Genomic DNA, 14,562 nt, shown 5'->3' on the forward strand with positions numbered 1-14,562 from the left:
AATTCCGACCATCATGACCGAACCGACTCAAACGCAGCCCGCCGTCGCGGCGGACGAAAACCAGATCATCGCCGAGCGCCGCGAGAAGCTGCGCGCATTGCGCGAGCAAGGCGTCGCCTATCCGAACGATTTCCGGCCGACGCACCACGCCGCCGATCTCCAGGTGAAATTCGCCGACTCGGACAAGGCCGCGCTCGAAGCCGAGCAGGTCGAGGTATCGGTCGCCGGCCGCATGATGCTCAAGCGCGTGATGGGCAAGGCGAGCTTCGCGACGGTGCAGGACGGCTCGGGCCAGATCCAGTTCTTCGTGACGCCGAACGACGTCGGCGCGGAAACCTACGACGCATTCAAGAAGTGGGATCTCGGCGACATCGTCGCCGCGCGCGGCGTGCTGTTCCGCACCAACAAGGGCGAGCTGTCGGTCCAGTGCAAGGAACTGCGTCTGCTGTCGAAGGCGCTGCGGCCGCTGCCGGACAAGTTCCACGGCCTCGCCGACCAGGAAATGCGCTATCGCCAGCGCTACGTCGACCTGATCGTCACGCCGGAAACGCGCGACACGTTCCGCGCGCGTACCCGCACGATCGCGTCGATCCGCAAATTCATGGACAACGCCGAGTTCATGGAAGTCGAAACGCCGATGCTGCACCCGATCCCGGGCGGCGCGGCGGCCAAGCCGTTCGTCACGCATCACAACGCGCTCGACATGCAGATGTTCCTGCGCATCGCGCCGGAGCTGTACCTGAAGCGCCTGATCGTCGGCGGCTTCGAACGCGTGTTCGAAATCAATCGCAACTTCCGGAACGAAGGCGTGTCGCCGCGCCACAACCCGGAATTCACGATGATGGAGTTCTATGCCGCGTACACCGATTACCGCTGGCTGATGGACTTCACCGAGCAACTGATCCGCCAGGCGGCGATTGATGCGCTCGGCACCGCGACGATCCAGTACCAGGGCCGCGAGCTCGACCTCGCGAAGCCGTTCCACCGCCTGACGATCACGCAGGCGATCCAGAAATACGCGCCGCAGTACACCGACGGCCAGCTGTCGGACGACGCGTTCCTGCGCACCGAACTGAAGCGCCTGGGCGTCGACGTGTCGCAACCGGCCTTCCTGAACGCCGGCATCGGCGCACTGCAGCTCGCGCTGTTCGAGGAAACGGCCGAAGCGCAGCTGTGGGAGCCGACCTACATCATCGACTATCCGGTCGAGGTGTCGCCGCTCGCGCGCGCATCGGACACGGTGCCGGGCATCACCGAGCGTTTCGAGCTGTTCATGACCGGCCGCGAGATCGCGAACGGCTTCTCGGAGCTGAACGATCCGGAAGACCAGGCTGCGCGCTTCAAGAAGCAGGTCGAGCAGAAGGATGCGGGCGACGAGGAAGCGATGTTCTTCGACGCCGACTACATCCGCGCGCTCGAACACGGGATGCCTCCGACGGGCGGCTGCGGGATCGGCATCGACCGTCTCGTGATGCTGCTGACCGACAGCCCGACAATCCGCGACGTGCTGCTGTTCCCGCACCTGCGCCGCGAAGACTGACGGCCTGACCCGCGTGTGCGCCGCGCCTCGTGGCGCGCACGCGTCGGCTTTGTAACCGCGCGTAAATCCCGCCTGCCGGCGCCCGCCGGCTTTCGATCCTTCCCCGTTTTATTCTCACACCGCAACGACCTTCCCCGGGTTTTCCCGGCCGCGATCGCCTGCGCGCCACTGCAATTCGTTACACCTTGATACGGTGCCCTCCTCCCCGGTGGATGACACTCCCGTTGCGTCACCACGCATGACCACGGGACCAGAACGAAGCGCCGGAACGCCGAGTCTGCTCGATCCCGACGCGTGGGATCCGCCCCGACGCCAACGTGCAGGGGCCGGGTCGACACCGGAGAAAAAAATGGACAACCAGAATCAAGCCACACCGCAAAAGCAACGCCTCCACCCGCTCGTCGCCACCGCCGCCGGTGCCGTCATCGTCGCCAGCCTCGCCGCGACAGCCGCGATCACGGGCATCTTTCCGAAGGCCAGCAGCAACGAACAGAACACCACCCAGACCCAGGCCGCGCTGATCGCATCGCAGCCGGCCGTCGACACGGCCGCGGCAGCCAGCACTGCCCTCGCCGCTCAGGCACAGCAGCAGGCAGCCGAGCTGGCCGCGCAGCAAAAGGCGGCCGCGCAGGCCGCACCGAAGCCCGCGCCGCGCCCGGTGGCAACGCATCATCGCCACACGCCGGCGCCGCAGCCGCCGCAATATGCGCAGCAACCGTACGCGCCCGCGCAGCCGACGTATTGCCAGTCTTGCGGCACGATCGTCGCGATCACGGAGAGCCGTACGCCGGGCCAGAGCTCGGGGATCGGCGCGGTCGGCGGCGCAGCGGCCGGCGGCCTGCTCGGCAACCAGTTCGGCCACGGCAACGGCCGCACCGCGATGACGATCATCGGCGCACTGGGCGGCGGTCTGGCCGGCAACCAGGTCGAAAAGCAGGTGCGCGCGGAAACCGACTATCAGGTGCAGGTACAGATGGAGAGCGGCGCGACGCGCACGTTCACGTACCACAACGCACCGCCGTTCGGCCAGGGCCAGCGCGTGCGGATCGAGAACGGTACGCTGGTCGGCGCATGACGCACCGCGCGGCAACGAAAAAGGCTCGTGAAGATCACGAGCCTTTTCTTTTTGCGGGAGCCGTACGAGCGCCGATGCCGGCGCGAATCTCAGTCTTCGTCGTCGAAGTCGGATTCGTCGATCCAGTGGGCCTGGATCGCCTCGAGAATCTTCTCGCCCGAGTGGGAAGGATCGTCGTCGAAGCCGTCGAGTTCGATCACCCATTGGCGCAGGTCGACGAAATTGATCCGCTGCGGATCGATGTCCGGATGCTTGTCTGCAAGCGCGATGGCGACCTCGCGCGAATCGGTCCATTTCATGGCCTGCTCTCCCGTGTAGGTGGCGGGTCCACCGGGCGCGGCGACCATGCCGCGCGCCGCCCGGCCCGCCGATCCGTCAGTGATTTTCCTTCGCGTGGTTGATCGAGTACTTCGGAATCTCGACCACCAGGTCCGACTCTTCCGTCACGATCGCCTGGCACGACAGGCGCGACGTCGGCTCGAGGCCCCACGCCTTGTCGAGCAGATCGTCTTCGTCCTCGTCGGACGGCTCGAGATCGTTGAAGCCCTCGCGAATCACCACGTGGCAGGTCGTGCACGCGCACGACTTCTCGCACGCATGCTCGATCTCGATCCCGTTGTCGAGCAGGTTGTCGCAAATACTCTTGCCGGGCGTCGCGTCGATCACTGCGCCGTCCGGGCACAGTTCGACGTGAGGCAGCACCACCAGTTGAGGCATGTCCGTTCCGTCAGTCAAGGTGCGGCGGCGGGCGCCGCACGGTTCAATATCGCGCGGGCCGTCGCCGGCCCGCATGCAGGTCGTTCGTTCAGATCTCGTCGAGCCGTCGGCCCGACAGTGCGCGCTTGATGCTCTTGTCCATCCGGCGCGCCGCGAATTCGTCGGTGCCGTCGGCCAGCGCCTTGGTCGCGGTTTCGATCGCGCCTGCATCGTCGCCCTGCGCGATCGTGCTCAGCGCCGCGACGAGCGCATCGACCTGCGTCCGTTCGGCCGCGTCGAGCAGTTCGCCGTCGGCCGCGAGCGCTGCCTGCGTCGCCTCGATCATCCGCTGGGCTTCGACCTGCGCTTCGCGCAGCGCGCGGGCGCGCATGTCGATCTCGGCGGTCTTGAAGCTGTCCTCGAGCATCTTCGCGATGTCGTCATCGGCCAGGCCGTACGACGGCTTCACGACGACCGATGCCTCGACGCCCGAATGCTGCTCGCGTGCGAACACCGACAGCAGCCCGTCCGCGTCGACCTGGTAGGTCACGCGGATACGCGCCGCACCGGCCGTCATCGGCGGGATGCCGCGCAGCTCGAAGCGCGCGAGCGACCGGCAGTCGGCGACGAGCTCGCGCTCGCCCTGCACGACGTGGATCGCCATCGCGGTCTGGCCGTCCTTGAAGGTCGTGAATTCCTGCGCGCGCGCGATCGGAATCGTCGAGTTGCGCGGAATGATCTTCTCGACGAGGCCGCCCATCGTCTCGACACCGAGCGACAGCGGGATCACGTCGAGCAGCAGCCAGTCATCGCCGCTGCCGCGATTGCCGGCGAGCAGGTCAGCCTGGATCGCCGCGCCGAGCGCGACGACCTGGTCGGGATCGAGATTGACGAGCGGCGGCTGGCCGAAATGTTTCGCGACCGCATCGCGGATCACCGGCATGCGCGTCGCGCCGCCGACGAGCACGACACCCTTGATGTCGGCCGGGCTCACCTGCGCGTCGCGCAGGGCCTTGCGGGTCGGCGTCAGCGTACGCTGGACGAGCGGCTCGACGAGCGCGGCAAACGTGGCGTGCGAGATCGTCTGCACGAGATGCGCACCGCTCGACAGCGTCACGTCGAGCGACGCCTGCGGCGCGGACGACAGCGCTTCCTTCAGCACGCGCACGCGGTCGAGCAGCAGGCGTACGTCCTCCGGCGCGAGCGTCTGTGCGTCGATGCCGGCCTGCGCGAGCACGTGGCCGAACAGCGCATGGTCGAAATCGTCGCCGCCGAGCGCGGAATCGCCGCCCGCGGCCAGCACTTCGAACACGCCCTTCGTCAGCTTCAGGATCGACAGGTCGAACGTGCCGCCGCCGAGGTCGTATACCGCGTACAGGCCTTCGGCCGCGTTATCCAGGCCGTAGGCGATCGCCGCCGCGGTCGGTTCGTTCAGCAGGCGCAGCACGTTCAGGCCCGCGAGGCGCGCGGCGTCCTTGGTCGCCTGGCGCTGCGCGTCGTCGAAGTACGCCGGCACCGTGATGACCGCGCCGACCAGCTCGTCGCCGAGCGTATCTTCCGCGCGGTAGCGCAGCGTCGCGAGAATCTCGGCGGACACTTCGACCGGGCTCTTCACGCCGTCGATCGTGCGGATCTGCACCATGCCCGGCGCATCGACGAATTCGTACGGCGCGTTCGCCGCGCCTTCGACCTCGGCCTTGCCGCGGCCCATGAAGCGCTTGACCGACACGATCGTGTTGCGCGGATCGGTCGCGGCCTGTTCCTTCGCTTCGTGGCCGATGCGGCGGCCGCCCTTCTCCAGATAACGGACCACCGACGGCAGCAGCACGCGGCCCGCTTCGTCCGGCAGGACTTCGGGCACGCTGCTGCGCACCGCGGCGACGAGCGAGTTCGTCGTGCCGAGATCGATCCCGACAGCGAGTCGCCGCTGATGCGGCGCCGGCGCCATGCCCGGTTCGGAAATTTGCAGTAAAGCCATCTTGGTTCGTTCGGGCGCTCGGCCCGTTTGCTGCGCGTGCCGCAAGGCACGCGGTTAAGTTTCGAGACGCTCGATCTGCGCGCCCACTTCCGACGCGACCCGCTCGATGAACATCAACTGGCGCACGGCCTCCGCGGCGGCCTGATCGGCACCGCTGTCGAGCAGCGTGCCGAGGCGTTCGAGACGCACGCGCTTTTCGCCGCGCAGTTCGGCGAGCAGCGCATCGAGCGCGTCGACGTTGCGAGCAGCCGCGGCATCCTCGATGCCTTCGCGCCACTCCATCTGCTGCATCAGGAACGCGGGCTCCATCGCGGTGTTGTTCTCGGCACCGATGTCGACGCCGCGCAGCGACAGCAGATAGGTCGCGCGCTTCAGCGGATCGCGCAGCGTGCGGTACGCCTCGTTCGCACGGGTCGCCCATTGCATCGCGATACGCTTTTGCGCGTCGCCGGCCGCCGCGAAGCGGTCCGGGTGCACCTGCGTCTGCACCGTGCGATATGCGCTGTCGAGCGCCGCCTCGTCGAGCGCGAATTGCGCCGGCAGGTGAAACAGATCGAAGTGGCTGTCTTTCAGCGAAACCATCGTCGCGTTCAATTCCGGTTCGTCGCGCGGCAAACGCCGCACATTAAAAAGGCGGCCCGTGCCGCCTCTTGCCCGCATCGCGCGGAAACCCGCGTCACACGCGGAACGATTCGCCGCAGCCGCACTCGTCCTTCACGTTCGGGTTGTTGAACTTGAACCCTTCGTTCAGGCCTTCGCGCGCGAAGTCCAGCTCGGTGCCGTCGATATACGCGAGGCTTTTCGGGTCGACGACGACCTTCACGCCATGGCTCTCGAACACCTGATCCTCGGGAGCCAGCTCGTCGACATACTCGAGCTTGTACGCGAGCCCCGAGCACCCGGTCGTGCGAACGCCAAGCCGCAGGCCCACACCCTTGCCGCGACGGACGAGGTATTTCTGGACGTGCTGTGCTGCTTTTTCGGTCAGTGTAATTGCCATGATGTCCTTGCCGCGGCGCGCCCCAAAGGGCTGCCGCGTTCCGTCTAAGCGCCCCCAAACCTGTCGCTACGCGCCAGGCCCCCCGAGGGGGTCATCCCCCAAGGGGACTTCCTGCGGGGCGAAAAACTTGGGGCGGCCCGGCGTTTTCCTGCGAAGCCGCTCGATGCCGCTCAGGCTGCTGCCTGATCGCCTTCCGTGGTGTCGTGACGCTTCTTGTAGTCGGCCACGGCTGCCTTGATCGCGTCTTCCGCGAGAATCGAGCAGTGAATCTTCACCGGCGGCAGGGCCAGCTCTTCGGCGATCTGCGTGTTCTTGATCGACAGCGCTTCGTCGAGCGTCTTGCCCTTCACCCACTCGGTCACGAGCGAGCTCGACGCGATGGCCGAACCGCAGCCGTACGTCTTGAACTTCGCGTCTTCGATCACGCCGTCCGCGCCGACGCGGATCTGCAGCTTCATCACGTCGCCGCAGGCCGGCGCGCCGACCATGCCCGTGCCGACCGCGTCGTCGTCTTTCGCGAACGAACCGACGTTACGCGGGTTTTCGTAGTGATCCAGAACCTTGTTGCTGTAAGACATGACTCAGACTCCTTGACTCGTTACGTCTGCGCGCGCGAATCCGCCCGCGAATGTATTGGATGCGGCGTTCAGTGTGCGGCCCATTCGATCGTCGACAGATCGATGCCTTCCTGGTGCATTTCCCAGAGCGGCGACAGCTCGCGCAGCTTCGCGATCTTGCTGTTCAGCAGATCGATCACGAAGTCGACTTCCTGCTCCGTCGTGAAGCGGCCGACCGTGAAGCGGATCGAGCTGTGCGCCAGTTCGTCGTTGCGGCCGAGCGCACGCAGCACGTACGACGGCTCCAGCGACGCCGACGTGCACGCCGAACCCGACGACACCGCGACGTCCTTGATCGCCATGATCAGCGACTCGCCTTCGACGAAGTTGAAACTGATGTTGAGGTTGTGCGGGATACGGTGCTCGAGGTCGCCGTTCACGTACGTTTCCTCGATTTGCGACAGGCCGCGCAGCAGCTTGTCGCGCAGCATGCGGATGCGCTCGTTCTCGGTCGCCATTTCTTCGCGCGCGATGCGGAACGCTTCGCCCATGCCGACGATCTGGTGCGTCGGCAGCGTGCCCGAACGCATCCCGCGCTCGTGACCGCCGCCGTGCATCTGCGCTTCGATGCGCACGCGCGGCTTGCGACGCACGTACAGCGCGCCGATGCCCTTCGGGCCATACGTCTTGTGCGCCGAGAACGACATCAGGTCGACCTTCAGCTTCGCGAGGTCGATCTCGACCTTGCCGGTCGCCTGTGCGGCGTCGACGTGGAACACGATGCCCTTCTCGCGGCAGAGTTCACCGATCGTCTCGATGTCCTGGATCACGCCGATCTCGTTGTTCACGTGCATCACCGACACGAGGATCGTGTCCGGGCGCAGCGCGGCCTTGAGCACGTCGAGGTCGAGGAGGCCGTTGTCCTTCACGTCGAGATAGGTGACTTCGAAGCCGTCGCGCTCGAGCTCGCGGCAGGTGTCGAGCACGGCCTTGTGCTCGGTCTTCACCGTGATGATGTGCTTGCCCTTGCCCTTGTAGAAGTTCGCGGCACCCTTGATCGCCAGGTTGTCCGATTCGGTCGCGCCGGACGTCCAGATGATCTCGCGCGGATCCGCGTTCACGAGCGCGGCCACCTGCTCGCGCGCTTCCTCGACCGCGCGTTCCGCATCCCAGCCGTACGCATGGCTGCGCGACGCCGGGTTGCCGAACTGCTCGCGCAGGTACGGCACCATCTTGTCGACCACGCGCGGGTCGACCGGCGTCGTCGCGCTGTAATCCATGTAGATGGGCAGGTGGAGAGTCTCTTGGGTCATCTGTCGCTCCGGATATTCTGTGCAGGGACTGTATGTGTTATGGGGTGTGCGGCGCGTTCGCGCTCACGAACTCGCGATGTTGAACACCGAATTGGGGCCGAGGGGCATCGTGCGCACCGGTTCGGCCGGTGCCGCGGCGGGCTCCGACGCGCGCCGGTCGCGCAACACCGTGGGGGCGCCTTCTCGCGCGCGCTGCTGATCGACGAGATCCTGCAGCGACACCGAATCGAGGTATTCGACCATCTTCTGATTCAGGGTCGACCACAGCTCGTGCGTCATGCAATGGCCGTCGGGCTGCTTCGAGCCGTCGCACGTGCCTTTGCCGCCGCACTGCGTGGCGTCGAGCGGTTCATCGACCGCGATGATGATGTCGGCGACGGTGACGTCCTGCGCGCGGCGCGCGAGGTTGTAGCCGCCGCCCGGGCCGCGCACGGATTCGACGATTTCATGCCTGCGCAGCTTGCCGAACAGCTGTTCGAGATACGAGAGCGAAATCCGCTGGCGCTGGCTGATGCCTGCAAGCGTCACCGGGCCCTGCTCCTGGCGCAGTGCCAAGTCAATCATCGCCGTGACGGCGAAACGGCCTTTGGTGGTGAGTCTCATGGTGTCTAGGGGACTGCAATCTTGACGATTTTGGTCAAGTATAAATATTTGACGTTTTTAGTCAAGTATCCATGTCTTTGACAGGGTATTCGCAGACCGCTGAATTTCCTGCCGCAATCAGCGCGCGGTGCGCGCCTGGAGGGTGTCCAGCAGGCCCGCGCATGCGCGCTCGACCTGATCGAGCACCTGCTCGAAACCCTGCGCGCCGCCGAAATAGGGATCGGCGACTTCGGTCTCGGCCGCGCCCGGTGCGAATTCCATCAGCAGGCGCACCTTGTCGCGATGCTGCGGCGGGCAGCGCCGATGCAGTTCCGCGAGATTGGCCTCGTCCATCGCGAGCAGCAGGTCGAAACGCTCGAAATCCGCCGCACTCACCTGCCGCGCCCGCAGCGCCGACAGGTCGTAGCCGCGCGTGTGCGCGGCAGCCTGCGCGCGCGTATCGGGCGGCTCGCCGACGTGCCAGTCGCCGGTGCCGGCCGAATCGATCGCGATCCGGTCGGTCAGCCCGGCCGCGTCCACCTGGTGGCGCATCACGCCTTCTGCCGTAGGCGAACGGCAGATATTGCCGAGACAGACGAAACAGATCGCAACGCGGTTCATCGCACTATCGGAAAGCCGCGGCGAACCGCGTGGGAGAAGAGCACGCCATTATACAAAGGCGCCCGGAATCGCGCCGTCGCGCAAAGCGACGGCGGCATGCGTCACAGCGCCTTCGGTGCGGCGAGCACAACGTCGCCGGATGCGGGCGGCAGCGACTTCGTCGCGTCGTCGACCAGACCGAACGACACCGCGCGTGCCAGCTCGGCCGATGCCTGATGAACGGCGAGCGGGCCACGCGACGGCGCGCCGGCCATCGCGTGCAGATAAGCGGCCGCCGCGAGCGGAACGACGATTGCCAGCGGCCAGTACATCGATATTGTCTTTTTCATGATGCGGCTCCTTGACCTCATTCCCCGAAACCCAATTTCGGGGACTACAGGCAAGATTCTATAGACCGCATCTATCGAGATAAATACTCGAATAGCGAACGCACTGTTGCTGCCCGATGAACAGTCGTCAGCCGAGATGACTCTTCGATGCCGCATACAACTCGCGGAACGTGCGCCCGGTCGGCATCGGCATGTCGCGCGTGTCCATCCAGCCGCCCATCATCGGCAGGCGCCGCAGCGTGCCGCCGCTGCTGCCCAGCCGCTCGAGGATGCGCACCGCGAGCTTGGTCGTCAGCGCGTAGAGCACCGGCCGGCGCGCGAAAAAGCCCCACGCGGCGAGCCCGGCGCGCTCGCGCCACGGCCGCAGGTGCCGCTCGACCTGCTTCTCGCGCAGCGCGCGCAGCAGATGCGACAGCGGAATCCCGGCCGGGCACACGCTGTCGCACTCGCCGCACAGCGTCGCGGCCTGCGGCAGGTCCAGCGCCTGCTCGACGCCGACGTAGCTCGGCGTCAGCACCGAGCCCATCGGCCCCGGATAGACCCAGCCGTACGCGTGGCCGCCGACCTTCTGGTAGACCGGGCAATGGTTCATGCACGCGCCGCAGCGGATGCAGCGCAGCATCTCCTGGAACTCGCCGCCGATCAGGCCGGTGCGGCCGCCGTCGACGAGCACCACATAGTTGTGTTCCGGGCCGTCCTCGTCGCCGGGGCCGCGCGGGCCGGTGAGCAGCGAGAAGTAGTTCGACGTCTTCTGCCCGGTCGCCGAGCGCGGCAGCAGGCGCATCGCGGTCGCGAGATCCTCGAGCGTGGGCAGCACCTTCTCGATGCCCGTCACCGCGACGTGCACGCGCGGCATCACCGTGCACATCCCTTCATTGCCTTCGTTCGTGACGACCGCAACCGAACCCGTCTCGGCGATCACGAAGTTGCCGCCCGTCACGCCCATGTCGGCCGACATGAAATGCGGGCGCAGCACTTCGCGCGCCTCGCGCGTCATGTCGGGAATCTCGGTCAGCCGCTCTCGATGGTGCGTGCGGGCGAACAGGTCGGCGATCTCGTCCTTGTCCTTGTGCACGACGGGCGCAATGATGTGGCTCGGCGGCTCGTTGTCGTTGATCTGCAGGATGTATTCGCCGAGGTCCGTCTCGATCGACTGCACGCCCATCTCCGCGAGCACCGCGTTCAGGCGCATTTCCTCGGACACCATCGACTTCGTCTTGATGACCTTCTTCACGTCGTGGCGGCGCGCGATGTCGGCGACGAGCCGCGCCGCGTCGGCGGTCGTTTCCGCGAACAGCACGGTCGTGCCGCGCCGCGTCGCCTCGCGCTCGAATGCCTCGAGCCAGACGTCGAGGTTTTCCAGCGCACGGTTGCGGCGCGCCTTCAGCGCGGCGCGGGTCGCCTGGAAGTCGATCGCGGTCATCGCGTCGGCACGCGCGGACACAAACTTCGTCGACAGCTTCTTCAGGTTCTGCTGCAGGCGCTGATCGGCCAGCTTCTGGCCGGCGCGCGCCTTGAAATGCATCGATTGAACTTGCATCGCGGTATCGGGGAAAAGTGAGCGGAACCGGGCGTCAGACGTCGCCCGCCAGCACCTGCGCGACATGCAGCACGCGGGTGTCGCGGTCGCCCGTGCGGCGCAACCGCCCTTCGATGTTCAGCATGCAGCCGAGATCGCCGAGCACGACGGCGCCCGTGCCGGAGGCCCGGACGTTCGCGCATTTCTCGTCCGCGATGGCCGCCGAGATATCGCCGTACTTCACCGCGAACGTGCCGCCGAAGCCGCAGCAGTGCTCGCAATCCTTCATTTCGGTCACGGCGACGCCGCGCTGCGCGAGCAGCGCGCGCGGCTGCGCCTTCACGCCGAGTTCGCGCAGCCCCGAGCACGAGTCGTGATAGGTGACGGGTCCCGTGAATTCGCCTGGAGCGAGCGTGACCTTCGCGACGTTCACAAGGAAATCGGTCAGTTCGTAGACTTTCTGCTGGAACCGCCCATAGCGCCCCATCAGTTCGGGGTCGTCGCGAAACAGGTCGCCGTAGTGCGCGCGGATCATCCCGCCGCACGAGCCCGACGGCGCGACGACGTAATCGAACTGCTCGAATTCGCGCAATGTCTTTTCCGCGAGATCGCGCGCGAGCGCGCGGTCGCCCGAGTTGTAGGCCGGCTGGCCGCAGCACGTCTGCGCGGGCGGCACGAACACCTCGTAGCCGGCGTCGCGAATCAGCTTCAGCGCCGAAAAACCGATTTCCGGACGCATCAGATCGACCAGGCAGGTCACGAACAAACCGACTCGCATACGTGCTCCTTCGAGAAAACGGCTCTCATTATCCGCCGTTTGACCGGCAAGACCAACGCCGGCGCACACGCAAGCGCACACCGCCAGATGCGAGGACTTCCTCGAACGGCGTTCGCTTTTTTCACGATACGAGATACAATCGACGCAACACCGCTTGACGCGTCAACCGATTCTCCCCCGACATGAGCCAACCCACCCCGGATTCCAAAACGTCGATCCAGGTGATCGAACGCATGATGCGGCTGCTGGACGCGCTTGCTGCGCACAGCGACCCCGTCAGCCTGAAGGAGCTTGCGCAGCGCACGGATCTGCATCCGTCGACCGCACACCGCATCCTCAACGACATGGTGACCTGCCGCCTCGTCGACCGCTCCGATCCCGGTACGTACCGGCTCGGCATGCGGCTGCTCGAGCTCGGCAATCTCGTGAAGGCGCGCCTGTCGGTACGCGACGCGGCGCTGATGCCGATGCGCGAGCTGCACCGCCTCACCGGCCAGACCGTCAACCTGTCGGTACGTCAGGGCGACGAGATCGTCTATATCGAGCGCGCGTATTCGGAGCGCTCGGGGATGCAGGTCGTCCGCGCGATCGGCGGCCGCGCGCCGCTGCACCTCACGTCGGTCGGCAAGCTGTTTCTCGCGGTCGACGAAACCTCGCGCGTGCGCGCCTACGCAACGCGCACGGGGTTGTCCGGCCACACGCAGAACAGCATCACCGACATCGCGAAGCTCGAGCGCGAGCTGACGCTCGTTCGCCAGCAATCGTGCGCACGCGACAACGAGGAGCTGGAGCTCGGCGTGCGCTGTATCGCGGCCGGCATCTACGACGATTCGGGCAAGCTCGTCGCCGGGCTGTCGCTGTCGGCCCCGGCCGACCGCCTGCAGGACGCCTGGCTCGGCCAGTTGAGCCGCACCGCGCTCACCATCTCGGAATCGCTCGGCTACCGGCCCGCGCCCGCGAAGGACACGGACGGGCTGCAGCGGCACGCATAAGCGCTGCCACCCGCTGCGCCGCAGCCGAACGAAAAAAAGCCCCGCGATTGCGGGGCTTTTTTTCGTTACGGCGATCGCGGGGATCCCGGCATACGGCGGCGAACCGCCGAAGCCCGATCAGGTACCGCCGTTCGCCGTATTAGCCGCCGTCAGGCGCTCGCCGCCGCCGGCATCGAGCCAGTTGCGCAGGCGCGCCGCATCGGCAAAGCGCGAATACTTGCCGAACGAATCGAGCAGCACCATCACCATCGGCCGGCCATGGATCGTCGCCTGCATCACGAGACATTCGCCTGCTTCATTGATGAAGCCCGTCTTCTGCAGACCGATGTCCCACGAGCCATTGCCGCGGATCAGCGCGTTCGTGCTGTTGTAGACCAGGTTGCGCTTGCCCGTGTACACGTCGTACGTACGATCGGTCGAGAACTGACGGATCATCGGGTACTGGTACGCAGCGTTGACCATCTTCACGAGGTCGCGCGCGCTCGACACGTTCGAGCTCGACAGACCGGTCGAATTCTCGAAGTGCGTGTCGGTCATCCCGAGCGCCTTGGCCTTCGCGTTCATCGCGGCGATGAACGCCGGACGGCCGCCCGGGTAGTAACGCGACAGCGCAGCCGCGGCGCGGTTTTCCGAAGCCATCAGCGCGATGTGCAGCATGTCTTCACGCGACAGGACCGAGCCGACCGACAGGCGCGAGCCCGTGTTCTTCTCGTAGTCGCGATCTTCGTCGGTGACTTCGATCTGTTCGTTCATCGGCGCCTTCGAGTCGAGAACGACCATCGACGTCATCAGCTTCGAGATCGACGCGATCGGCACGACGGCGTGCGAATTCTTGTCGAACAGCGGCTCGCCGGTGTTCTGGTCGACGACGTACGCGACGCTCGAGCGCAGCGCGAGCGCGTCCGGCGTGTCGTGCAGGCCGAACGCCTGACCCACGGTGGGCCGGCGCGGCTGGAACGCGACCTTGCGGACCGCGCCACGATGGCCGTGCACGTTCGACGCGAGCGTCACGCGCTTGCGCGACGCCTTCGCACGCGGCGCATCGGCCGATGCGACCTTGGCGGATTTTTCGGACGCGGCCTTGACCGACTTCTTCTTCGCGGACGAAGCGGAGGCAGTCTTTTTGGCGGCGTGGTGGGTGTTCGCAGTGGCAGCAAAGGCGTCAGCGGGCGCGGCGGTCGCCAGCAAGGCGACGGCGACCGACACAGCCGTGCCGAGCGTCATGCTCTGCAACAATCTGCGGGGTGAAAACGATTCGGCTTTCATTGGGGTCTGGACAAAGCGGGCGGGAGGTTTCCGCAAGTGTAGTTAAAGCTGAAAAAAAGAGCAATATTAGGCACTTACCGATCGTCGTTAAACCGGAATGTAAGGGTCGCTCGATCGTGATCGATCGCCCCTTCCGCTCCCATTGAAAAAATCGATGGGATGCGCTGCCCGACAGCACCCGTTTCCCGATTACCACACGGTTAATTGAGATAACGTCACTTCGGCGACGAATTAAAGCGGGGAAAGTACGTATCCGGCGCTCGGTGTGCCATCGGCACCGGTCTTGGCTGCGGCGGCGGCACGTCGCCACGGCACG

The 14,562-nt window shown here is 66.0% G+C and carries 16 protein-coding genes; 3 read left to right on the plus strand and 13 right to left on the minus strand.

What is annotated here, in order from left to right; translation table 11 throughout:
* The first annotated feature begins 13 nt into the window (after window positions 1-13).
* Together lysS and DCN14_RS25680 are read left to right on the plus strand one after the other, a co-directional pair.
* Window positions 14-1,540 (plus strand): lysine--tRNA ligase, encoded by a 1,527-nt coding sequence (gene lysS / locus DCN14_RS25675; RefSeq protein WP_096507245.1) that lies wholly within the window; start codon window positions 14-16, stop codon window positions 1,538-1,540.
* 349 nt (window positions 1,541-1,889) lie between these two features.
* Window positions 1,890-2,615, plus strand: a complete 726-nt coding sequence (locus DCN14_RS25680) for a glycine zipper 2TM domain-containing protein (protein ID WP_096507244.1) — start codon at window positions 1,890-1,892, stop codon at window positions 2,613-2,615.
* Window positions 2,616-2,704: 89 nt separating this feature from the next.
* On the opposite strand, the gene iscX is transcribed toward DCN14_RS25680, so the two are convergent.
* The 12 genes from iscX to DCN14_RS25740 form a co-directional block, all read right to left on the minus strand.
* On the minus strand, window positions 2,705-2,914 hold the full coding sequence (iscX, locus tag DCN14_RS25685; protein WP_096507243.1) for a Fe-S cluster assembly protein IscX: 210 nt from the start codon (window positions 2,912-2,914) through the stop codon (window positions 2,705-2,707).
* A 76-nt stretch (window positions 2,915-2,990) separates the two neighbouring features.
* Window positions 2,991-3,332 (minus strand): ISC system 2Fe-2S type ferredoxin, encoded by a 342-nt coding sequence (fdx, locus tag DCN14_RS25690; protein ID WP_096507242.1) that lies wholly within the window; start codon window positions 3,330-3,332, stop codon window positions 2,991-2,993.
* Window positions 3,333-3,420: 88 nt separating this feature from the next.
* A complete protein-coding gene (gene hscA / locus DCN14_RS25695) occupies window positions 3,421-5,289 on the minus strand; it encodes a Fe-S protein assembly chaperone HscA (RefSeq protein WP_096507241.1) in 1,869 nt (622 codons plus the stop codon).
* A 54-nt stretch (window positions 5,290-5,343) separates the two neighbouring features.
* Window positions 5,344-5,871 carry a Fe-S protein assembly co-chaperone HscB gene (gene hscB, locus DCN14_RS25700; RefSeq protein WP_096507333.1) on the minus strand — a complete coding sequence of 176 codons (528 nt, stop codon included), beginning with the start codon at window positions 5,869-5,871 and terminating at the stop codon, window positions 5,344-5,346.
* Window positions 5,872-5,965: 94 nt separating this feature from the next.
* The gene (gene iscA, locus DCN14_RS25705; protein ID WP_011885413.1) at window positions 5,966-6,289 is read right to left on the minus strand and encodes an iron-sulfur cluster assembly protein IscA; all 324 of its coding nucleotides are present in this window, start codon (window positions 6,287-6,289) and stop codon (window positions 5,966-5,968) included.
* A 170-nt stretch (window positions 6,290-6,459) separates the two neighbouring features.
* On the minus strand, window positions 6,460-6,867 hold the full coding sequence (iscU, locus tag DCN14_RS25710) for a Fe-S cluster assembly scaffold IscU (protein ID WP_006754131.1): 408 nt from the start codon (window positions 6,865-6,867) through the stop codon (window positions 6,460-6,462).
* A 68-nt stretch (window positions 6,868-6,935) separates the two neighbouring features.
* Entirely contained in the window at window positions 6,936-8,159 is a 1,224-nt protein-coding gene (locus tag DCN14_RS25715; RefSeq protein ID WP_096507240.1) for an IscS subfamily cysteine desulfurase, read from the minus strand.
* Between the two features lie 63 nt (window positions 8,160-8,222).
* Complete coding sequence (iscR, locus tag DCN14_RS25720; RefSeq protein ID WP_096507239.1) at window positions 8,223-8,762, minus strand: Fe-S cluster assembly transcriptional regulator IscR; 540 nt, start codon at window positions 8,760-8,762, stop codon at window positions 8,223-8,225.
* Window positions 8,763-8,879: 117 nt separating this feature from the next.
* Window positions 8,880-9,362 carry a low molecular weight protein-tyrosine-phosphatase gene (locus DCN14_RS25725; RefSeq protein WP_096507238.1) on the minus strand — a complete coding sequence of 161 codons (483 nt, stop codon included), beginning with the start codon at window positions 9,360-9,362 and terminating at the stop codon, window positions 8,880-8,882.
* A gap of 101 nt (window positions 9,363-9,463) precedes the next feature.
* Window positions 9,464-9,691: a hypothetical protein gene (locus tag DCN14_RS25730; protein ID WP_096507237.1), complete on the minus strand. Its 228-nt coding sequence runs from the start codon at window positions 9,689-9,691 to the stop codon at window positions 9,464-9,466.
* A gap of 127 nt (window positions 9,692-9,818) precedes the next feature.
* Window positions 9,819-11,231, minus strand: coding sequence for a lactate utilization protein B (locus tag DCN14_RS25735; protein ID WP_096507236.1), 1,413 nt, complete (start codon window positions 11,229-11,231; stop codon window positions 9,819-9,821).
* Window positions 11,232-11,265: 34 nt separating this feature from the next.
* Window positions 11,266-11,988 carry a (Fe-S)-binding protein gene (locus DCN14_RS25740; protein WP_096507235.1) on the minus strand — a complete coding sequence of 241 codons (723 nt, stop codon included), beginning with the start codon at window positions 11,986-11,988 and terminating at the stop codon, window positions 11,266-11,268.
* A 182-nt stretch (window positions 11,989-12,170) separates the two neighbouring features.
* Between DCN14_RS25740 and DCN14_RS25750 the strand changes: the two genes are divergently transcribed.
* On the plus strand, window positions 12,171-12,980 hold the full coding sequence (locus DCN14_RS25750) for an IclR family transcriptional regulator (RefSeq protein WP_096507234.1): 810 nt from the start codon (window positions 12,171-12,173) through the stop codon (window positions 12,978-12,980).
* Between the two features lie 117 nt (window positions 12,981-13,097).
* Here DCN14_RS25750 and pbpG read toward each other — a convergent pair whose 3' ends face one another.
* Complete coding sequence (pbpG, locus tag DCN14_RS25755) at window positions 13,098-14,246, minus strand: D-alanyl-D-alanine endopeptidase (protein WP_096507233.1); 1,149 nt, start codon at window positions 14,244-14,246, stop codon at window positions 13,098-13,100.
* Window positions 14,247-14,562: the final 316 nt, after the last annotated feature.

Origin of the sequence: Burkholderia sp. IDO3, from assembly GCF_003366075.1 — a bacterium.
Taxonomy (GTDB): Bacteria; Pseudomonadota; Gammaproteobacteria; order Burkholderiales; family Burkholderiaceae; genus Burkholderia; species Burkholderia anthina.